Annotated in this window: 14 protein-coding genes and 10 tRNA genes; 5 read left to right on the top strand and 19 right to left on the bottom strand. The window is 58.7% G+C overall.

The window, feature by feature from the left end; translation table 11 throughout:
- From ACIREA_RS07695 to ACIREA_RS07650, 10 genes are all read right to left on the bottom strand, one after another.
- On the bottom strand, positions 1 to 1,420 hold a 1,420-nt coding region (locus ACIREA_RS07695), incomplete at its 3' end, for a TROVE domain-containing protein (RefSeq protein ID WP_397381676.1).
- Positions 1,421 to 1,638: 218 nt separating this feature from the next.
- Positions 1,639 to 1,704, bottom strand: a tRNA-Ser gene (locus ACIREA_RS07690).
- A gap of 340 nt (positions 1,705 to 2,044) precedes the next feature.
- Positions 2,045 to 2,857 carry a hypothetical protein gene (locus ACIREA_RS07685; protein WP_397381675.1) on the bottom strand — a complete coding sequence of 271 codons (813 nt, stop codon included), beginning with the start codon at positions 2,855 to 2,857 and terminating at the stop codon, positions 2,045 to 2,047.
- Positions 2,858 to 3,163: 306 nt separating this feature from the next.
- Complete coding sequence (locus ACIREA_RS07680; protein WP_397381674.1) at positions 3,164 to 3,700, bottom strand: GNAT family N-acetyltransferase; 537 nt, start codon at positions 3,698 to 3,700, stop codon at positions 3,164 to 3,166.
- Positions 3,701 to 4,944: 1,244 nt separating this feature from the next.
- Positions 4,945 to 5,021, bottom strand: a tRNA-Glu gene (locus tag ACIREA_RS07675).
- Positions 5,022 to 5,133: 112 nt separating this feature from the next.
- Positions 5,134 to 5,209, bottom strand: a tRNA-Arg gene (locus ACIREA_RS07670).
- Between the two features lie 7 nt (positions 5,210 to 5,216).
- Positions 5,217 to 5,292: transfer RNA gene (locus tag ACIREA_RS07665), tRNA-Arg, on the bottom strand.
- 7 nt (positions 5,293 to 5,299) lie between these two features.
- A tRNA-Leu gene (locus ACIREA_RS07660) sits at positions 5,300 to 5,374 on the bottom strand.
- A gap of 7 nt (positions 5,375 to 5,381) precedes the next feature.
- A tRNA-Gln gene (locus ACIREA_RS07655) sits at positions 5,382 to 5,457 on the bottom strand.
- A gap of 74 nt (positions 5,458 to 5,531) precedes the next feature.
- Positions 5,532 to 5,606 (bottom strand) — tRNA-Met (locus ACIREA_RS07650).
- 746 nt (positions 5,607 to 6,352) lie between these two features.
- On the opposite strand from ACIREA_RS07650, the gene ACIREA_RS07645 reads away from it, so the two are divergent.
- Positions 6,353 to 7,537 (top strand): MFS transporter, encoded by a 1,185-nt coding sequence (locus ACIREA_RS07645; protein ID WP_397381673.1) that lies wholly within the window; start codon positions 6,353 to 6,355, stop codon positions 7,535 to 7,537.
- A gap of 253 nt (positions 7,538 to 7,790) precedes the next feature.
- Here ACIREA_RS07645 and ACIREA_RS07640 read toward each other — a convergent pair.
- The 5 genes from ACIREA_RS07640 to ACIREA_RS07620 all read right to left on the bottom strand — a co-directional run bounded on the left by ACIREA_RS07640 (position 7,791) and on the right by ACIREA_RS07620 (position 11,239).
- A tRNA-Asn gene (locus ACIREA_RS07640) sits at positions 7,791 to 7,864 on the bottom strand.
- A gap of 91 nt (positions 7,865 to 7,955) precedes the next feature.
- Positions 7,956 to 8,032, bottom strand: a tRNA-Asp gene (locus tag ACIREA_RS07635).
- A 199-nt stretch (positions 8,033 to 8,231) separates the two neighbouring features.
- A tRNA-Trp gene (locus tag ACIREA_RS07630) sits at positions 8,232 to 8,303 on the bottom strand.
- Positions 8,304 to 9,216: 913 nt separating this feature from the next.
- Complete coding sequence (locus ACIREA_RS07625) at positions 9,217 to 10,149, bottom strand: metal ABC transporter substrate-binding protein (RefSeq protein WP_397381672.1); 933 nt, start codon at positions 10,147 to 10,149, stop codon at positions 9,217 to 9,219.
- 52 nt (positions 10,150 to 10,201) lie between these two features.
- Positions 10,202 to 11,239, bottom strand: a complete 1,038-nt coding sequence (locus tag ACIREA_RS07620) for an A/G-specific adenine glycosylase (protein ID WP_397381671.1) — start codon at positions 11,237 to 11,239, stop codon at positions 10,202 to 10,204.
- 73 nt (positions 11,240 to 11,312) lie between these two features.
- Between ACIREA_RS07620 and rnhC the strand changes: the two genes are divergently transcribed.
- From rnhC to ACIREA_RS07600, 4 genes are all read left to right on the top strand, one after another.
- Positions 11,313 to 12,251: a ribonuclease HIII gene (gene rnhC / locus ACIREA_RS07615; protein WP_397381670.1), complete on the top strand. Its 939-nt coding sequence runs from the start codon at positions 11,313 to 11,315 to the stop codon at positions 12,249 to 12,251.
- A 50-nt stretch (positions 12,252 to 12,301) separates the two neighbouring features.
- Positions 12,302 to 12,691 carry an HU family DNA-binding protein gene (locus tag ACIREA_RS07610; protein WP_397381669.1) on the top strand — a complete coding sequence of 130 codons (390 nt, stop codon included), beginning with the start codon at positions 12,302 to 12,304 and terminating at the stop codon, positions 12,689 to 12,691.
- A gap of 89 nt (positions 12,692 to 12,780) precedes the next feature.
- The gene (locus ACIREA_RS07605) at positions 12,781 to 15,897 is read left to right on the top strand and encodes a c-type cytochrome (RefSeq protein WP_397381668.1); all 3,117 of its coding nucleotides are present in this window, start codon (positions 12,781 to 12,783) and stop codon (positions 15,895 to 15,897) included.
- Positions 15,898 to 15,992: 95 nt separating this feature from the next.
- Positions 15,993 to 16,793 (top strand): DUF1080 domain-containing protein, encoded by an 801-nt coding sequence (locus ACIREA_RS07600; protein WP_397381667.1) that lies wholly within the window; start codon positions 15,993 to 15,995, stop codon positions 16,791 to 16,793.
- 8 nt (positions 16,794 to 16,801) lie between these two features.
- Here ACIREA_RS07600 and ACIREA_RS07595 read toward each other — a convergent pair whose 3' ends face one another.
- From ACIREA_RS07595 to ACIREA_RS07580, 4 genes are all read right to left on the bottom strand, one after another.
- Positions 16,802 to 18,259, bottom strand: coding sequence for a hypothetical protein (locus tag ACIREA_RS07595; protein ID WP_397381666.1), 1,458 nt, complete (start codon positions 18,257 to 18,259; stop codon positions 16,802 to 16,804).
- 20 nt (positions 18,260 to 18,279) lie between these two features.
- Positions 18,280 to 19,281, bottom strand: a complete 1,002-nt coding sequence (locus tag ACIREA_RS07590; protein ID WP_397381665.1) for a leucine-rich repeat domain-containing protein — start codon at positions 19,279 to 19,281, stop codon at positions 18,280 to 18,282.
- Between the two features lie 46 nt (positions 19,282 to 19,327).
- On the bottom strand, positions 19,328 to 20,725 hold the full coding sequence (locus tag ACIREA_RS07585) for a DUF1552 domain-containing protein (protein ID WP_397381664.1): 1,398 nt from the start codon (positions 20,723 to 20,725) through the stop codon (positions 19,328 to 19,330).
- 11 nt (positions 20,726 to 20,736) lie between these two features.
- Positions 20,737 to 21,205: DUF1585 domain-containing protein (locus ACIREA_RS07580; RefSeq protein ID WP_397381663.1), on the bottom strand; the 469-nt coding region annotated here is incomplete at its 5' end.

Here is a 21,205-nt window from a genome sequence, read left to right as displayed (position 1 = left end):
CCACGGCTTCGATCATGCGGATCAGTGCGCCTGGGTCGGAATCCAGCAGCTTCAGAGTCTCCAGCGTTTTGTCGCTGAAGCCGGCCAGGCAGCAAACCTGACGCTCTGGGAACTGCAGGGAGCCGTAGCCGTTCAGGTCGAAGCTGAACACTTTCGGATCGCAGCGGTGGCGCGCCTTCCAGCAGCGGAATGTTTCCACGGGTGCATGGTGTCCCACCCAGCCCTGCATGTCAGAGAGGATGATGACACGGTCATACGCCCGGTCTGCGCACTGGAAGATGGAGTGGAAGTCGGTTCCCGCCGACTGCGCCTGGCCTTGCAGCCATTTTGCCATTGAGAGCGTGCTGTCGCGCTTATTAAGCGTGACGTATTTGGCCCTGTCGCTGAAGAGAATGACATCGGCATCATTCGCCTTGAGCAGCGTGGCTGCAAAGAGCGAACCGATCTGCAGCGGGCGGCCCATCATGGAGCCGGAGCCATCCAGCGCGACAAGCGTGCGGCCTGGAAAGGATGGCACGTTCGCGAGCGAGATGTCCACGGCATCGCTGAGGGCAGCCAGTGCATCGGCTGCGCGCGGCAGACTGCTGGCCAGCACGGCGTCGAGCGCCGTCTGAAACCGGAACGGCAGGACGAGCGATTTGTGGATGAGTTTTTCATCGCGCAGCATCGCCAGCGCCTCGTTCACGACTTCTGGAGCGGCTTCGAGCACATTGCGCAAGTTTCGCAGCAGGGCGAAGTAACCCAGCTTCCGCGTGCGAATGAGCTCCGACCATGCCTCGCGTTTCAGCGTGGCGAGATCATCATCATTCTGCGCGGCGGCACCGGCCTGCGTGAGTTTGGTTTCCCAAGTTTCGGCAGCAGCCAGTGTGCCTTTGACGAGCTTGCCCAGTGCCTCCGTGGCAGGCGGGTGAACGAGATTCACGACATCGACCAGCGAAAGGTCGGCGCTGTCCTTGCGGTATTTCGCGAGCTGATACTCGTCGAAACGCGCGAGGGCGCGGCCAAGACCTTTCTTGAGCGAGTTCGGAATCACCTTCCCATGCGCACCGCGGTAGCAGGCGAGGATCTCGATGGCGTCATCCGGACGATGCACGACACGGTCATAAAACCGCGCCGTCCACGCCTGCCCCTTCACGCTTTTGGCCAGCTCCGCCGCAGCGAGGTGGCTGACACTGCGCATGCCGGCGGATTTGCGGGCATAGAGCGCGGCCTTTGCCACGAAGCATTTGTCACTCTGGGCGGAGATCAGCTCACGCAGGCGCTGCGCGGTGGCATCGCCGCTGCGGTAGAACTCATCCTTGAGCATGGACGTGAGCATGAGGGAGGCGAGTTCGAGTTTGGGCGACTCGGTGAAGGCCTCGCCACCCGCGAGGTTGAGCGTGTCAGCACGCGGGCGTTTCTTGAGGAAGTTAAATTTCATGGTGTTGGTTTGCTGGGTGGAATGCGGAGAAAGTTTGCCAGGGAGACGGCCCGTGATAAGCCCCCGGCGCTCTTGCGAGCACACCGGCTCCCGAAGTAACCCCGGCATCACTGCCGCATGGTGTTCTTGAGTTCGGAAAAGAAATTGGGGAGAAAGGCGACCGGAGAACGGATGCGTGAACATCCAGCTGCTCTACCACTGAGCTACAAATGCCTGTGGGCACCCGGCAGGACTCGAACCTGCAACCAGCCGATTATGAGTCGAAGTAACTCCAGTCTCACTGCCCCAAAAAAGAATCGCGGAGAAAAGCAGACAGGCTCTAACTGAGAATGCCGGGAATCGAACCCGGCGCCGGTTTTCACCGACCCCCAACTCATGGGCAATCGCACTTCAGTTTGGTGTTTGGAGCGAAGAAATCCTGTCTTCACTGCCGCGAACTTAAAAAGAGAATCTGAGGAGAAAATCGGCCGGGGCTTCACCCTGTTGCCAGGATGATGGGATTTGAACCCACGATTTCCGGAGTATCCCCGGCCTTGCTGCCTCAGAATCATGTACTAAAAATGAAATGCGTGCGGCACACTTGCAGCATGCCGCACGCACAAGGATTGAACGTGTCGGATTGAATCAATCGAGGAAGGCCAGATTGCTGCGCGAAGGAGCACGGTGCTCCTCGTTCATCAATACCTGGTGCCAGTCGTGAAGCACGATGGTGGCATGGTCGGCATGACGAATCGAGCCCCGGGCATAAACACCGGGGTTTCGGCGCATCTGGCGCCATGGCCAGCTTTTCGCGGCAGGACGGCGCAGGAGCAGGTTGTCATACTGCTTCTGCGTGAGTCCGCGTGGATGCTGCTGGTGGACATAGACGACCTCGCCTCCGGTGCGGTAGAGCTGCTCCACGAGGTGCGGCTTGCTGCCGCCTCCGCGTGAGATGGGCTCGTGACGCAGGATGAGCTTGGGATCAACGACCAGTGGTTTTTCCACGGGCACGAAGAACCACTCACCCTGACGACGGAAGGCCGCGTTGTTCCGGGTGTTGGCCTGGCGGGCATTCAGGTTCTTGCGAGCCTGCGCCTCACGCACGGGAGCTGGTTTGAGCGCCTCCTTGGCCTGCACCACGGTGGATGCATTGCTGGGGACGGCGGCGACAAACCATTCGCGCTCATCATGACCGCACAGAAAGCGATCCTTGCGTTTGCTGTCCTCGTTTTTCACGAGGAGCAGCAGGTGGCGGTTCTCCTTATGCTTGTGCAGCAGGGAGAACTCCACCTCAGCAAGGCTCACATCATCGCCACGAAGGGCGAAGAACTGTCCATGGCGGTCATGACCGATGTCGAGCGAGTATCCCGAAGAGGCACCCCGGCTTCGAGCCGGAGCCTCCACACGAAGCCGTGCACCGATGGATTCAAACGCACGTTCGAGATGTTCGAGTTTCATAAAGGAATCATCGAATCATCATCCGTTCGATCTGCCCGCGAACGGGCGCGCTGGACGGATGTGACAGCGATCTTCCAAACAAGGATGACGCCAGCGGGAAGATGCGCTGGCTAGGTGGGCTGGTGTTTCATAGGTTGTATTGAGATGGGGTTGAAAAAGGATTGCGGAGGAAGTCGAACGAAGTGCTGTGACGCCGGCGGACCGGCATCTCGGCGGGATTCGCACCCGCATGTCTGGGCTCGCACCCAGTGCTGTACTGTTTGCTACGAAGGAACTCCGTTCTCACTGCCGCAAAGGGTTGTGACATCACTCTTCGCGCACGAGCGCGTAAAGCCGTCCGTCGTAAAATTGGCCGTCGCGGTGGTAGGCCAGACGCAGAAGCGGTGCCTCCATGACAAAACCGTTTTTCTCCAGCACGCGTCCGGAGCCTGCATTCGGTGCGAAGATGGGGGCGGTGATGCGTCGCACACCATATTCACGGAAACCACGATCCACGACGGTTTTCACAACCGCCGTCATGATGCCGCGTCCCCAATAGGGTTTCGCCAGCCAGTAGCCGATCTCGGAGACATGCTGCTTTCCTGCGCTCCCGGGATGAAGTTCGACCGCGCCGATGATTCGCCCGGATGATTCCCGAATGGCCCACAGAGTATCCCTCCCATTCCGCTGCACATCATCCGCAATGCCCGCGATCCATTCGTGAGCCATCTCCAGCGTGTAGGGATATGGAATGAGCAGAGTGTAGCGGCTGACCTCGTGGTCCTGCAAATGGGCCGTGATGTCTGAAGCGTCTGCAGCCGTGATGGCGCTCAGGTGAATGTCGGGCGTGATGGCATTGCTCATGATGGATGGTTAAGTTAAAAGGGTCGCCCGTGAAGGTGCTGCCCCCTCGATTTCTGGATGTAAGCCAGACGTGATGCTGCTTCACCAACAGGCGGAAATGGTCGGTCCACAGGGACATGCACCCTGCTATGCCGGTTAAAAGCCGGCTGCTTCGCTGTCTAAGCTTTGGACCGTGAATGGTGCTCATGGCAGAACGCCATGCGCGGAAGCGCACGGTTCCACGCGAAGCCTATTTGCGTAGGCTGCACAGCAGCCAACTCGCACCCGCACTGGCGACGTTCTCGACGTCGTGTCTCTGCTGTTGGACTACATGAGCTTTGGAAATGGAGCGCAGCCTCGTCATGCAGGCTGCGTCTTTGAAATGGAATGCGAGGGCTGAGACTACACCTCGCGTGCTGCTCCGTTGGAGCTATTATCCAAGGGTTTGCGGCCCTTGGTTCGGCTCGTATCCACCCCGCCGAGCGGGGTCGAACAGCATAGCTGCCTTTTTTAAAGTGTGGCGTATCACTTGTCGCGTGACGACTGTCGGCACTGCACCTACCACCGACCTTTCGGCCGTTCAGGGGAGCTACCCCTTGTGTGCGGATTCATACCGACATCTCCGGGCTTGCGGCCCTCGGATGCCTCCATTGCCCCATGGCTGGAGGATTGAGCTATTTCACTCGTCACGCCGGACACCTCTTTGCGTTTTGCTGATTCTTAGTCAGATGCTTCTAGCGAAGCTGCATACCTGCGACGATGCGGATGTCCTGCGGTTGTCGCCGCCTTTTGGGCTGCGAAATGCCGCACATCGTCTGCCTTTCACCTGTCGGTTACTCAACGGAGTCTCAAGACAACGTCCGTGTTTGCACACGTCCGCCACCTCTCGCTCTGCGCCATCACCCTTGCCGACAAGGCTCGGATGTTTCTGGCACTACCCTTGGCTTTATGGATCGCAGTCTGGTTGGTCGTGAGGCCGGCACCACCCGCTGCTCTCCGGCGGCAGATGTTCCCCGTTTCCGGGCATCTAAACCGCCGTTCGTTCCACGACGCACTGCTTTCCCAAAACGACCACGGCCTTGGGGGCCATGATCGCCCGCTTTCGCGGGAAGCCTGGGCTTGCATGGACTGTCCGTGATCCCTCACGGCGCGAAGGTTTTCAGGCACCTTCGCCTCTGACCGGCTCACGCCGGCTGTCGGGGCCATGCCCCCATCGGTTTCTGAGTTTCCCCACGGCACCGACGGCCCGTTGTTAAAAATAAAATTGGCAACCCTGGCGGGATTCGAACCCGCAATAACCCGATAGAAAGTCGGGTGCCTTGGCCAGTTAGACGACAGGGTCATTTGAAAATGGCGGAACGCCGAGGACATGCTCCTCATGCCGCGCAATGGCGGAACGATCTTGTTAGCAACAAGTCCCGGCACGCTGGTCCGGTTGGCGTTCCATGATGATGTGGCACTCCCGGAAGGACTTTCGCCTACAACCTCCGCGTTCGAAGCGCGGTGCTCTATACATTGAGCTACGGGAGCCTTGTAATGGTGTCTCCGGCAGGATTCGCACCTGCGGCCTGCTGATTCGTAATCAGCCACTCTTTCTACTGAGCTACGGAGACATTGAAATGGTACCCATGGCAGGACTCGCACCCGCACTGGACCGCTTCTGAGGCGGTTGTCTCTGCATTGGACTACATGGGCATGAAACTGGCAGCCTCGGGTGGGTTTGCACCACCAACCCTCCGCTTCAAAGGCGGATGCTCTGACTGTTGAGCTACAAGGCTAGGTTGGCATGGGCGTGGAGACAGCAGCACAGAATCAATCTGTGCGTGTCATGCTCACTGCCCCATGCTTGAAATGGTCGGTCCGGCTGGATTCGCACCAGCATCTTCCGGGTTATGAGCCCGACGCTCTACTGTTAAGCTACAGACCCATGAAAATGGTCGGATACCCCGGTGCTGCCCCGGGCGTGTCTTGGTCCCAAACCAAGCGAGAACGGCTGGCTCTCTCGTATCCGATGAAAAGGTGGACGTGCACCCCAGACTTGCACTGGGTAATGCGGTTTTGCGGACCGCTGACTCGGCTCTTTGTCTTGCGCACGAATTGAAATGGTTCCCTCAGCCGGTCCTGCCCCGGCACCGCTTCGTTCACAACGAAGAATGCTGCTGTTACACTATGAAGGGTGTGTGTTGAAATGGATCCTCCGGTGGGGATTGCGGCTCCTGCCGCTGTGCATCTTCTGCTCCGCACCTCTTGAATATGCGCTATCGCGCACGGCGCTCGCGCCCACATGATCCGATTTACGAAATCGGTGCCTTTCTGTGTCGGCCACGGAGGAATTTGAAATTGGTGCGGCATGTCGGTGCTGCCCCGACGTGATGAGTTTGGAAGACTCGCATGTTACTGTTACATCAATGCCGCAATGAAATGGCCGCTGGAGTTGGTAGCGCGCCAACCTCTGCGGATCTTCAATCCGCCGCTCATCTGTCTGAGCCATCCAGCGTATGTTAAAAATGGTCCCTCGGCGTGGTGACGCTCCACGGTCTGCCGGTTATCGACCGGCTGCTCTGCTGTTGAGCTACTGAGGGATGGAAAAAGGGTAGGAGCCAGAAAGCCTATACAACTGCACGCAAGGCGGCAGCGACAAACGAAGCTTCTGCACCAGACTGATTTGAAACAATGCAGGCCTTCAACACAACATCATCTGCCGCCCGCCTCCTGCTGGTGACAGCCTATCTGGGCTTCATCAGCCTGGGGCTGCCGGACACGCTCATCGGCGTGGCCTGGCCTTCGGTGCGGGATTTTTTCGGGCGTCAGCAAAGCGACATCGCGTGGATCTTTTTTGGGGCAGGAGCCAGCTATTTCGTTTCAGGTTTGCTCACGGGAAAACTGCTCAAGTCATTTGGCATCGGGCTTCTGCTGGGTGGCAGCAGCCTGCTGGTGGCGGTGAGCGCCTTGAGTTATTCGGTCGCGCCTGCATGGGGCTTGTTTGCAGCCTGTGCGCTGCTGCATGGGCTTGGCTCCGGTGCCATTGATGCCGGGCTGAATCATTATGTGGCGAATCATTTTTCGGCGCGTCACATGAACTGGCTGCATGCCTGCTACGGCATTGGCGCCACTCTGGGGCCGCTGATCATGACCTCAATGCTGGTTTCGCTGGGATCATGGCGGGCTGGTTATGCAGCCGTAGGCTCTTTGCTTCTTTTGTTAACAGGCCTGTTCCTTTACACTCGAAAACTTTGGGACGCTCCAGGCAAAACAACGGCCGCAGCGTCTGAATCAGAGGCATCCGTGGGCACGTTCGATGCCTTGAAACATGGCGGTGTCTGGGCGCATATGCTGCTCTTTGGCATCTACACCGGTCTCGAAGTGACCGTCGGCCAATGGAGTTTCACCTTGATGACGGAGTCACGTGGCATGAGTAAAGAGTCTGCGGGCATGTGGGTGACGATTTACTGGGCCAGCATCGCCACTGGTCGTGTGGTGTTTGGCTTCATCATCGAGCGGCTCGGCATCGACCTGCTGCTGCGTCTGAGCATGCTGGCAACGGTCATAGGCACTGCCTTGTTTGCAGCAAACCTGCCGTTCTCAGCAGGAGCGCTGGCGCTCACAGGTCTTGGGCTGGCCTCCATCTATCCATGTCTGATGACACGGACGCCCCAGCGGCTGGGCAAAGCACATGCAGCCCATGCCATCGGCTTTCAAGTCAGCGCAGCCATGGTCGGTGCAGCCGCGCTGCCAAGCGCCTGCGGATGGCTGGCGCAATCTAGAGGACTAGAGGCCGTGACATTGGCTACCATAGCCATGGCGGTCTGCCTGCTGCTGGTTCATGAAGCGCTGCTGCGGTTTGATCGCAGAGGGTAGAGAAATGGCGGAGCACCAGAGAATCGCACTCTGGACGCCTTGTTAGGGCGCAGCGGTTTTCGGGACCGTTTCCTCGTCTATGCCGGACGTGCTCCTTTAAATGGTGCCCACACCAGGATTGCCGCTCCTGCGGCTGTACAGTTACTGCTCCGCACCTCATGAAAGTGCGCTGTCGCGCACGGCGCTCGCACCTGGAACCACAGCCGTTAGAAGCGGCGTATGCATGTTCTATTACACCTTGCGGGCATGAAACTGGCTCCTCAGGTTGGATTCGCACCAACACAGCCGCTTTAACAGAGCGGCATCCTACTGTTAGATCACCGAGGATTCTGAAATGGTGGACGAGGACGGTAACGCTCCGTCTCTTACCGGGTGCAAACCAGTCGTGCGACTTTCACACTGCAAGCCCTTTGGAAATTGGCGGTTCGTGCGGGCTTTGCTCCCGCGACCCTCCGCTCGACAAGCGGGCGCTCTACTGAACTGAGCTAACGAACCTTGAAATTGGACGCAGGGGATGGAGTTGCACCAACCAAGACAGGCTTATGAGACCCGTCAGAGCACTGGCTCTCCCTGCATTTGAAAAATGGTGCGGCGTCACGGTAATGCTCCGTGCGGTCTCAATGAGCTTTGGAGTTACAATCCAAGTCGCCTCTTTAACGATCTACCGCCGCGTTCTTGATTTGGAATTAAACGGCACGGCGGGTGGGTATCGCGCCCACATCTTCGGGTTTTGGAGACCCGTGCATTGCTTGTCTGCCACCGCCGTATTGTATTGGAAAATCTTTCCCGTTCTGCCATTCAAGGACACGGAGACAGCCTTGCCACTGTACACACTCTCCCAAGGTTACATCACTTGTTGCTATGCTCCGCGCCCTTGAATGGCAGATCAGCCTCGTTGTGAGGTGATCTGCCATATAAAGAACGAACACCGCTGCCACGCACGGGATGGAGTGTTGGTCACTCCATCGCTGGCGTCGCACCCGCAGGTATTTCACGGCGGATGTTTCGGTGTTTATGGCACACCTCCCGGGGAAGCCGTTTCGTGATGTCAAAAATGGGCAATGAATTCCCGCATTCCTCGTCTCGACGTAGGAATATTGCGTATTCGATGGCTGCTTCAGTTGACATTCGGAAGGAGGGTGCAAACCTGTGTGCAGGTCTTGCTCTTGCGTCTCTAAACGACTCCTCCGGGAGTCAGCTTGGCTGGCCTTGCCCCGGTGTCCGTTAGCGCGGATGCCGGGGTTTTTTCGTGCTGTGGGGAAGCGGTCAAAGGACCGCGGGTTCAATCAATGAGTATGGAAAAGGGGTGTGTGGTTCGTTTCGCGGCCAAAAAAAAGCCCTGCTGCCTTGGAGTGGGCGAGCAGGGCTTCCTTGGGAAACTGGCCTTCGGGGGGCCTAATGGGGCGTCAAAGCACCCTGCTCGATATATCTCTTTGTTGGGAGACTCCAATCTTGTGCTGGATAGGCGGCCATAAAGCCATGATCCAATCTCCCACACACGATCGCTCCCCGACGCTCGGTCAGCGCGGATGAGTTAAGATGTGTCTGGTTGGTTTTCATGGCTTGCTGTGAAGGTAACGGATGATGACACAGCCTTATTAGGCCGTCAACACGATAATCTATATTTTTCTTATGCGGTCGAGCTCCAGATGTGTTTTCACACCTAAAACTCCAACACGTTACTGAAAGGCCTTTTCCATCGCCTCTACATTCGCTTTCATCACGGACATGAAATCACCGCTCGCAGGCACATTGCCACAGGGATCAAAGACCACACTCTGAAGACCCAGTGACGCAAGCTTATCAACGTTCTCCTTGCTTGGCTCGCCTTCCCAAATCATCCACCGCGCGCGATGACCGGCAAGGACGCCATTGAGATCGCTGAGCGCTGTGGCATCCAGCACCGTGTCGGGCTCCCAAAGAACTGACTTCACATTCAATCCATATCGACGTGCCAGATAGTGGTAGACCGGATGCGATGCCACCAGCGGATACTGCACCAAGCGACGGCTGAGCGTGCTCATGCGGCCATCGAGAGCCTCCAGCTCATCCTTCAGGGCCTCTGTGTTCTTGCTGATGGAGTCTTTGGCTGCTGGCACCAGTTTCGCCAGGGCGTCACCCACCGCCTGCGCCTGCAGGGAGGCCTGCTTGAAATCGATCCAAGTGGTGAATGCGGTGCCATTATGGCTATGCTCGCCGCCTGGGCCATGGCTGTGGGTGGTGGCATCGCGCACTTCAATGTAATTGTTGGCAAAGGCGGCGGAAGTATCCACCACCTTCGACTCTGGCAGCGTGATTTTGTCAGCCCACTTGGAGTAGCCGGCACCGTTCATGAGAATCAGGTCGGCATTTTGAAGTGATGTGATGGCGGCCTCATCCGGCTGCCAGAAAGCAGGGTCTTCGTCTTTCGGTGCCAGGAAGCGCACCTCGACAGCATCTCCCGCGAGGCGTTGTGCAAAATACTGCAGCGGGTAGTTCGCCACCAGCACCTGCGGTTTGCCAGATTTGGCGGCAGGCTGAGCCCCCGGTGTCTCAGCAGCTTTTTCCGCCGAGGGTTTGCAACCCGCCATGACAATGGCGAGGCAGGAGAAGAGAAGAGTGCGCTTTTTCATAAAGGGTTATGGCATCTGGTAGGGCATGGGAAGTCAATCGCAAACTGACAATTCAGGCACTGAGCCGGAACTCACCACGCTGGAGGAGGTCGTTCAACGCCTTACGATACGGAGCTGGCATGGGGGTGGATTCAAGTTCAGCGACAGGGATCACCCGATGAGTATCAGGCCATTCCCCTGTTTGCGCATGCGGTTCATGCACCCAGAGCGTGACCTTGTAGCGCGTAATTCCATATTGCATGCGCAGCAGCACGGGCGGTGGCGAATCCTCATGCATGGGATGGAGCGCAGGCAGCTTCCACAGACCGGTGCGGCGTTTGCCGGTCTCAAGCTCCAGCAGCACCCCCTCGCTGGTGCGCAAAAAAATGACACGCTCTGTGACGGCGGTGATCTGCTGACGCGCATGCTTCACGGGCAGTGACTCGGGATCAGTCGCACGGCATTGGGCGCGCACCGGACAGAGATCGCAGGCAGGCTTCGTCGGCGTGCAGTGGGTTTGCCCGAGTTCCATCAGCGCCGAGTTCAAGGCACGCGGATCATCGGTCGCTAGCACCAGGGCTTTCGAGCGTTCCCACAGCAGCTTCGTGCCGGCCGTTGAGTCCACCGGCGTGGCATCGTTATAGATGCGCGAAAGCACCCGCGCGATGTTGCCATCGACGATGGGTTCCTTGAGACCAAAGGCAAAGCTGGCCACCGCACCGGCCGTGTACGGACCCACACCCGGCAATTCGAGAATGACCGCATGCTCACTTGGAAACACCCCGCCATGCTGCGCCATCACCTCCTGCGCAAGCCGCTGCAGATTGCGCGCCCGCCGATAGTAGCCAAGGCCTTCCCAGGTCTTGAGCACCTCCTCTTCACGCGCGGCGGCCAGCGTCTTGAAATCAGGAAACCGCTCCAGCCAGCGGGCGTAAAAACCACGGTCCAGCACCGTCGCGATCTGTGTCTGCTGCAGCATCACTTCGGCAATGAGAATGGCATAGGGATCACGCGTGCGGCGCCAGGGATAATCACGTGCGTTGTGCCCAAACCAGTTCACCAATTCCATGGCGATAGCTTGGGGATCCGGCCTGGCAGTTCGAGAGGGCATCTTGCCTCACTTATGAACGATCTGGCGCATTTTTCATGAGTCTTTCGCCACTCCTGTGATTAAAATCACGCCCATGCCAGCCCTGACAAGTTACACTCACGCACTCACCTCCACTCAAGCGGCGAAGCTGCGCACCCTGCTGGAGGAACGCGGCTTTGAGTTTCAAACCAAACCCTACTGCCTTTACGCCGCCGCCAAATCCAAGGTGAATGTGTGCGTGTATGAGAAAGGCCCCAAGATCGTCGTGCAGGGAAAAGACACCGAAGATTTCATCACGAACCTGCTCGAACCCGAAGTGCTGGGCGAGGCCAAACTCGGCTACGAAGAAGTGCACAACCCCGAGATGTTCCAGCCCCACATCGGCGTGGATGAAAGCGGCAAGGGCGACTTCTTCGGCCCGCTGGTCATTGCAGGCGTTTATGTCGATGGCGATGTGGCACGCCGCCTGCGTGACGCCGGTGCCGTGGACAGCAAACGCATCAGCAGTGACGCGCGCATCTATAAAATTGCCGCCGACATCCGCGCCATCCCCGGCCTCGCCTGGGAGGTGATCGCCATTCACCCCGGACGGTACAACGAGCTCTACACCAAATTTGGTAACCTGAACCGCCTGCTGGCCTGGGGACATGCCCGGATCATCGAAAACCTGCTGGAGCGCGTCCCCGGCTGCCAGCGGGCCATTTCAGATCAGTTCGCCAATCCCGCCGTGCTGCAGCGCGCCATGCAGACCCGCGGCCGGGAAATCGAACTCGTCCAGCGCACCAAGGCAGAAAGCGACCCCGCCGTGGCTGCCGCTTCCATTCTGGCACGCGAAGCTTTTGTGGGCTGGCTGAAGTCTCAGGGCCAGAAGCTGGGCGTGGAACTCCCCAAAGGAGTTTCAGATGGCGTGAAAAAAACAGCCGCCACGCTCGTTGAACAGCATGGAAGTGATGTTTTGCCAACGCTGTGCAAAATGCACTTCAGGACTTCTTCTGAGGTTTTATCGCGGATAGTTTCGGATCACCCTAAATAAACCTACTGACTAAATCGTAGGTAGGGACGATAATTCGACACAGAAATTAGTTGCACCCTGTTAATCGTCTCGCTAGTCACTTTGTTATGACCACGATCACCAAAAAAGATTTGGTTGCGGAACTCAGTAACGCAACGGGAATCAAACATGCCGACACACTGGCCATGGTGGAGGCCTTTATGGAATTGGTTTCGAAGAATCTAGCTGAAGGGAACGAAGTGACACTGCGCACTTTCGGCACCTTTGACCTTCGAGTGGCGCGTGGCAAAATCGGTCGCAACCCCAAGCAGCCGAATTCTGAGGTGATGATCCCTGACCGCTGCGTCGTGCGTTTCAAGCCCAGCAAGGAGCTCAAGTCCCGTGTCGCGGCGTTGTCGGTGCAAAAAGTGCACGATGGCGTGGCCCTGAACGGCAGTAAGCTCAATGGCAGCCAGGTCTAGCCTAGTCTGACCAGCTCAGCGTGCGTGTTTGCCAAAGGATGGCAATCGTGTGCAACGTCAGGTGATTTGGTGCGTACTTTCCGCCCACCATGTTGCCTCGTATTCTCTCCACGTTCGCCGCTTTCGCCCTCCTGCTGAACACCGCCTCCGCTGCCCCGCAGTGGATCTGGCTGTCCAAGGATGGCAACAAAGACCCGCAGGTCACCTTCCGCTATCGTTTTGAAGTGCCGGCCAAGGTACAATCAGCTCTGCTGGAACTCACCTGTGACAACGGCGCAGACGCCCTGCTGAATGGTCAAAAGGTCCTCACCAATCCCGACTGGCAGGAGGCCACAAAGGTGGACATCAGCAAGAATCTCAAGCTCAGGGCGCAGAACGAAATCATCGTCAACGGTCGCAACAAAGGCGGCGTGGCGGCGCTCATCGCCCGCCTCACCCTCAAGTTGCCGAATGATGCAAAGCCCATCGTCGTGGAAACCACGAACAAATGGGAGGCCACCAAGACCGGCACGGAATCCTGGCAGCCAGCCATCGTCATCAATGAGTATGGCCAAGGCCCTTGGGGACTCGCGCTGGATGGCAAACCGGGTGGCGGCAGAAACAGCGGCCCAGCAGAAAGCATCGCAGCCTCCGAAATCACCGTGCCCAAGGGCTTCAAAGTGGAAAAACTCTACAACGTGCCCAAGGACCAGGAAGGCTCCTGGGTGGCTCTCACCGTCGACCCAACGGGCCGCCTGATCGCCTGCGACCAGTATGGCAGCATCTACCGCATGGGCGTGCCAGCCATTGGCAAAACCGAGAACCTCAAGCCGGAAAAGCTCGCCATCGAATTGGGCAAGGCGCATGGCCTCCTCGCCGCGTTCGACAGCCTCTACGTCATGGTCAACGAAGACGGCAAAAACAACGGCCTCTACCGCCTGCAGGATACCAACGGCGACGATCAATACGACAAGACCACCAAGCTGCACACCATGGCCGGCGGTGGCGAACACGGCCTGCACAGCATGACCGTCAGCCCGGATGGCAAACGCATCTTCTTCAACTGCGGCAACCACACCAAGCTGCCCGAAGGCCTTACGGACAGCCGCCCGGCCAAGACCTGGAGCGAAGACCACATCCTCCCGCGCATGTGGGACGCAAACGGCCACGCACGCGGCCTCCTCGCCCCCGGTGGTTACATTTGCAGCATGAACCCCGATGGCAGCGGCCTGGAGCTCTTCTGCTATGGCTTCCGCAATGAGTTCGACATCTGCTTCAACGACCAGGGCGAACTCTTCACCTACGACGCCGACATGGAGTGGGACATCGGCAGCCCTTGGTATCGCCCCACACGCGTGAATCACTGCGTGAGCGGTGCGGATTACGGCTGGCGCAGCGGCAGTGGCAAGTGGCCTAATTATTACCCTGACTCCCTCCCCACCACGCTCGACATCGGACCCGGCAGCCCCACCGGCGTCGTCGCTGGCACCGGCGCTAAATTCCCTGCCAAATACCAGCACGCCATCTTCATCAACGACTGGACCTACGGCACCATGTGGGCCATCAACCTGGAAGCCAAAGGCGCCAGCTACGCAGCCACCAAGGAAGAATTCGTCTTCGGCAAACCTCTCCCTCTCACCGACGTCGTCATCCATCCGCAGGACGGTGCCATGTATTTCGCGGTGGGCGGTCGCAAAACTCAGTCCGGCGTCTATCGCGTGACCTACGTTGGCAGTGAATCCACCGCCCCCGTCAAAGCGCAGCCTCTCTCTAAGGACTTCAAACTGCGTGCCTCCCTCGAAGCCTACCACACCGGTAACGTCGACACCAGCAAGGCCCTCCAGGACACCTGGAGCAAGCTCAGCCACGACGACCGCAACGTGCGCTATGCCGCCCGCGTCGCGATCGAAAAACTCCCCGTCGCACTCTGGCAGGAAAAAGTTTTCAGTGAAACACAGCCCGTCGCCTTGATCGAAGGCCTCATCGCCCTCGCGCGTGTCACCGGTGCCAAAGCCAATTCCGAAGGTGGCAGGCCCGCTGCCAAGCCCACCGGCACCTCCTCGGAGCCCATCGGCTACGTCTCGCCTGAAAACGTCGAACTCGAAGGCCGCATGCTCCTTGCCCTGGGCAAGCTGGTCGGGGCCAAGCTCACGCTGGACCAGCAGCTCGCCGCCCTGCGTGCTTTGGAACTCATCCTGATCCGCCTCGGCAAGCCAGAGGCAGACATCTGCGCACAGATCTCTACGGCACTCGATCTCGTCTATCCCACCGAAAACCCCTTCCTAAACCGCGAGCTCTGCCAGATCCTCGTCGCCATCGACTCCCCCACCGTCGTCTCCAAGACACTCGCCCTGATGGCCACCGCCAAAGACGATTTCCAGGAAGTCGCCACCGACGCCGTTTTGAGCCGCAACGAAGGCTACGCCAACGCCGCCCGCGCCGCCGCCGGCAGCCGCCCGAATGCCCAGCAGATCAGCTACATGTTCGCCCTGCGCAACGCCACCGCAGGCTGGAACCCTGAGCATCGCAAAACCTTCTTCTCCTGGTTCCCCCGCGCCCGCACCTGGAAGGGCGGCAACAGCTTCAAAGGCTTCATCGAAAACATCCGCAAAGACGCCCTCGCCACCTTTGTTCCGAAGGAAGAACTCGCCGCTCTCGAAACCCTCAGCAACAAGGTCGAAGCCAGCACCTCCATCCCCAACTACGTCGCTCCCAAAGGCCCCGGCAAAAACTGGACGGTCGATGAAGTCGTGGCGCTCACCGCAGGCGGGCTCAAAGGCCGCAACTTCACCAATGGCGAGAACATGTACCGCAGCATCATGTGCGCCACCTGCCACCGCTTCAACGGCGATGGCGGCAGCATCGGCCCCGACCTCACCGGCGTCGGCAACCGCTACACCATGCGCGATCTCATGGAAAACATCGTCGATCCCAGCAAGGTCATCTCCGACCAGTACGACAGCCACGAAATCACCAAGAAGGATGGCAGCATCATCATCGGCCGCATCGTCGTCGAAGAGAACGGCAAGGTCTTCATCATGACCAACCCCTTCGCCCCCAACGATCACATGGCCATCAACGAAAGCGACATCGCCAAGAAGGGCACCCGCAAAGTCAGCATGATGCCCCCCGGCCTCATCAACTCACTCAATCAGGACGAACTCCTCGACCTCATCGCCTACCTCTCCAGCGGTGGCAATGCGAAGGACAAAGCGTTCCAAAAGTAGTCCAGTTGCGCCGCAACTGGATTGGAGAAGGCCGACGATTTCGCCGGCCTTCTTTTTGCCCTCAAATCATCTGCACCCAAACCGTTACTATCATCATGCATCGCCTCCTTCTCACTCTTCCCCTCTTTGCCGTTCTCGCCTCCGCCGCCGATCCCGCGAAGCCGGCAGAACCCAAAAAAGAAAAGCCCTTCACCCCCGGCGGCATCTACCGGCAGGGCGACATGCAGCGGCCACGGCCCACGGTGATCACCCCGCCAACGGCAACGACAGCACCCAGTGACGCCGTCGTTCTCTTTGATGGCAAAGACCTCTCCAAGTTCATCCGCAAGCCGCGCAAGGATGACAAGGATCAAAGCGACGTGCCCAACTGGAAGATCGAAAACGGCTACGCTGAGATCAAGCCCAAGGGAGGCGACATCGATACCAAGGACAAATTCGGCTCCTGTCAGATTCACCTCGAATGGGCCACCCCTGCCGAGGTGGTGGGCAAGAGCCAGGGCCGGGGCAACAGCGGTGTGCTCATCCATGGCTGGGGCGAGGTGCAGGTGCTCGACTCCTATGAAAACGACACCTATCCCGACGGTCAGGCCGGAGCGATCTACAACAACTATCCCCCGCTCGTGAACGCCAGCCGCAAGCCCGGCGAATGGCAGAGCTACGACATCATCTGCGAATGCGCGCAGCTCGATGACAAGGGCACCGTGCTCCAACCGGCCCGCATCACCGTCCTCGACAATGGCGTCATCGTACAGCATGCCACTCCGCTCGAAACGAAGCTGCAGGAAGTCGGCTTCGCCCTCCAGGACCACCACAACCCAACCCGCTACCGCAACATCTGGGTGCGCCCCCTGCACCGCCGAGATGAGAATGCGAAGAAGAATGAGGCCGCCAAGTAGGCCGCCTGTCACTTCTTCACCACCGCAGGCTTGCGCTGCTTCTCAGTCACCAGCTTGTGCGTCTCCTCACCGATCCAAAGGTCGGTGCATTGTGAGGGCTTGCCGGGGAGTTCTGCGGTGCGGTTGAGCAACAGCACATCACCCGCTTTCAGATCCGCCAGCTTCACCTGCTGATCCGCCTTCCACACGCGGGTGGCAGCATTCACCTGGACGATGCATATGCCGATGTCCTGCGGGCGCTGCATGTCGCCATTGTAGTCCTTCACCAGCGGCAGCTGCCAGGCGACGTGGATGCGGTCTCCGTGAATGGCGGTGACGCGTGCCGTGCTGGCATTCGCGCTGGCATGGCTGAAGTCATCGCTGATGAAGCTCACGCGGGTGAAGGCGCCTTTCGCGTCCTGATAGAGATGAAAACGGTAACGCTGTCCCATGGGCAGCTGGGCAAACTGAGGATCAGCACCAAGATACTTCAAGGTGTGATGCTTGATGAGCGTGAAGTTCACGACTTCTCCGGTGAGCTCGGCAATGAACTTCCCGCCGCTAGTCTTGGCGTCGGCTTCCACGAGCTGTCCATAAACAACGTGCTCGGAAAAAGGCGGCGGCTTCACCTCATCTTTGAGCTGATACCACGGCAGCTGCGCATTGCTTAAATCCGTGCGGAAGGGGAACTGCTCTGAGTATTCCTTGGCGACGTTCTCGACCAACTCCTGATTCAGCATGCGGCCAAAGCCGTAGCCCATCAGGCTCTCACCATAGAACTGATCCTGCACCTTCCATCCCGTGAGGAACACGCGCACAACGCGGCCACGTCGAAAGCCTTCGAGCATGTTGCTCACTTTGAGTGTCACCTGCACACCGCTGCTGCCGAAGTATTCCGTCGGCACCTTGTTCACCTCTGTGATGGAACCGCCCTCCCCATCCACCCCCGGATTCCACGTGCGCAGTTCGTCATTGGCCACGCAGATCTTGCCACCTTTGCCCACTGCGATCAGTTCGCCATAAGCAGCTTGAAACGCAGCAGGGTCACCGCTGAAAAAGGTCACCGTGACCGTGTTGCCTTCCGTCTTGTCAATCCATCCCGCGATGCCGCGCTTCTCGGTAAACTCACGAAACTTCTTCAACTGCGCCGCATCGGCGGGCTGACCGTCATCCGTGGTGACAAGGCGTGTGAGCTGCCCCGCCGCATCCGGCAGCATGAGAAAATTCATCTTCGTTCCCAGTGGCACCTCGCGCAGATCTGCTTCCACGCCCTTGTACTTCATGATCGCATAAGGCGGCATGGAGAACGGCATCAGTTTGCCATCATCTGCGCGGAACTCCCCTTTGCGGAGAATGAAGTCCACACTCACCAGCTCCCCATGGATGCGTTTGGCATCATTGAGCGATGGGAACTCCATCGCCTTGGCTGCATCGGCGGCAGACAGGGACAAGGCAGACGCAAAGAGGAGGACGCAGAGAAGTCGCATGGGCATTCGGTTGAATCGGATCACTTGAATTTCACGTCCACCTTCGGCAGCAGCGCCTTGATCTTGGCTTCCGTTTCCGGCGGATAGCCTTTCTGGCGGTCGATGATTTTCAGCTCCTTGAGGAAGGCAAACCCTTGCAGCAGCGGCAGGCGTTCCTCGGGCATGCTAGGGCTGCCGAGTTCGAGGGATTCGAGCTGAGTCATCGTTGCCAGCACCTTGAAATCATCGTCGGTAGTGGTCTTGCAGTTCGTCAGCGTCAGGCGCTTCAGCGTCTTGATCTCCTTCACGATGGGCAGTGACTCGGATTTGTCGAAACCTTCGCCAAGCTGCAAATATTCGAGCGGCAGCCCAGTGATGTTCTTCAGTGCTGCAGGCGTCGCATGCGCGCCGAGTTCCAGTCCTTTGAGCTTCGTAAGTTTGGCCAGGTTGGGAGCACCCGCATCCGTGAACTTCGCATGCGCGAGGCTGATGCTTTCGAGATTCGGCAGGTGCTCGCACAGTTCCTTCAGCCCCTCGTCGTCGATGCTGCTGCCGCGATGGCTCACCTTGATCAGCTTGGTGAAGCCCTCAAACTTTGCATAAGCACGTCCGGTGATCTTGGTGCCGACGAACGAGAAGGACTCAAGGTTCTTAAGTCCCGCAAGCTGCTCCATGCCCGCATCCGCAAGCGAGCCGTTGTTAGTAAAGCGCAGGGTCTTGAGGTTGGTGAGCTTCGCGATGTTCGGCATCCACTCATCATTGAACTTGGTGGAAATGACATTCAGCGACTCCAGCGTGGTGATGTGGCCGAGATGCTCAAAGAAGGCGGCATCATAAGGATCTTCCTTGCGGTGATCATGCGGCCCCGTGTTCGGCACGGCGAGATCCACGAGCTTCAGACTCTGGCCGTCCTCCGTCTTTTCGACCTTGCCCTTCGCACCTTCGACAATCTTGGTGACGGCTTCGACATGGGGGTCCAGAGCAAGGGCGGGAATGGCTGCAACGAAAGACAGCAGAGTGATGAATGAGAATGTTTGTTTCATGAGGAGTGGTTGGGAAAAGGAGTGCAGGGTTTGGCAGCGTTTTTGATCACACGATCTCACTGACCGGTCCGAGGCTGTCCACGAAGGTTTCGGCATTGACCTCCATCTTTTGCAGCATGGTCACGAGCACGTTGCTGACGCGGGCATTGCCATCCTTGGGCTTGCCGCAGAGACTGCGCCACTCGTCGTAGCTCAACGTGTAGTCCTCTTTGAGATGCGGCCTGTTGTAGTCCAGGTGCTGGCCGTGCTTCAAACCGAGTCCCTTGCCGCCTGCGAGGAGCATGGGCAGGTTGCTGTTGCAATGGCTGTGGCCATAGCTCATGCCGCTGCCAAAGAGCACCATCGTACGGTCCAGCAGTGGTTCGTCGCCGTCTTTTACCTCGCGCAGTTCATCGAGAAAATGCGCAAACTGCTGCATGATGAAGGCATCGCTCTTCGCCAGACGATCAAGCACCACCGGATCGCCATTGTGATGGGAAAGATTATGCCGCGCCTGCGTGATCTGGATCTCTGGAATGGCCAGTCCATTGCCCTCGCTGCCGTTCATGTAGGTAACCACGCGCGTCATGTCCGTGCGCAGCGCGAGCACGATGAGGTCAAACATCGTGCGCCAGTATTCCCCGGCCTGCGCCTTCGGCACATCGCGCTGGAAGGGCGCAGCCAGATTCTTTTCCACCACGGGCTTCGGGATATCGAGCCAGGCGTCAAGACGCTCGGTCCGCTGCTCCACATCACGCACCGCGTGCATGTACTCGTCCAGCTTCGTGCGGTCATCCGTGCCGAGCGCCAGTCGCAGAGACTTCGCGTCATCAAGCACCGCGTCCAGCACGCTGCGGCGTTTGGTGAGACGCGCACGCTGCGCTCCAATGCCACCCACTTCCTCGCCAAACAGGCGGTTGAAGATGATCTTCGGATTGTCGTCCGCCGGCAGCGGCACGCCATCGCGCGAGAAGGCCAGCGTGTTGGAGTTGAAAGGCTGCCCGGTGCCGGTGGAGATGGACAGCTCCAGCGAATTGAAGCGCGTCTGCTGCCCCACCACCTCGGCCATCATCTGGTCACATGAGATGGTGTTCTCGTATTTGCGCCCGCCTTGCGCGTCGATCTTGGCACCCGTGAGCCACGTATCCGCACACACATGCGCCTGACCCAGACCGTTCGGATGATGCAGCCCGCTGAACACCGTGAAATCCTCCTGGTGCTTCGCCAGCGGCTTCAACGAAGGTGAAAGCTCATAGCCACGCCCGGCCTTCGTGCACTGCCACGTCATGCCGTTCACGCCGTTGGGGATGTACACAAACACACTGCGGCGCGGCTTGGCCGTGGCGGCAACACTGGCGCGCAAAGGCACCATCGCATCCAGCAGCGGCAGCGCCATCGTGGTGCCGAGTCCGCGCAAAAAGTGGCGGCGGTTGAGAAGCCAGCGTTGAGATTGGATGTTGCTCATGGGGATGCAGGTTAACGTTTCAAAAACAGCGGACTGGTGACGAGAGATTCAATGAGTGAGGCCAGCTTGTAGCCGTCGGCCTTGGATGATTCAGCGATGCGTTTCAGCTCTTCGCGATCGGAGAACGTCATGCCACGACGCAGGGCATAGGTGGCAAGCTTGTCCGTGACGGCGGCGGCAAATTTGTCCAGATCATCGAGCAGAATCTTCTTCAACGCCACCGAGTCGGCAAACGCATGCCCATCCGGCAGCACGCCGCTGGGGTCCAGCGCCGGGTTGTCGCCGGTGCCGTCCTTGATCGTCTCCACAGTGCGCCAGCGGCCGATGGCGTCGTAGTTGTCAAAGGCGATGCCGAGGGGATCGATCTTGTTGTGACAGGCGGTGCAGTTCGGGTCGGAGCGGTGCAGCTCCAGCTTCTCGCGCACGGTCGTTTTTTTGGCCTTCGCATCCGGGGTGGTCAGCGCAGGCACGTTGGCGGGC

The organism is Prosthecobacter sp. (assembly GCF_044373815.1).
GTDB lineage: Bacteria > Verrucomicrobiota > Verrucomicrobiia > Verrucomicrobiales > Verrucomicrobiaceae > Prosthecobacter.
Note: the sequence above shows the minus strand (reverse complement) of the source record. Positions and strands in the feature narration are given on the sequence as shown.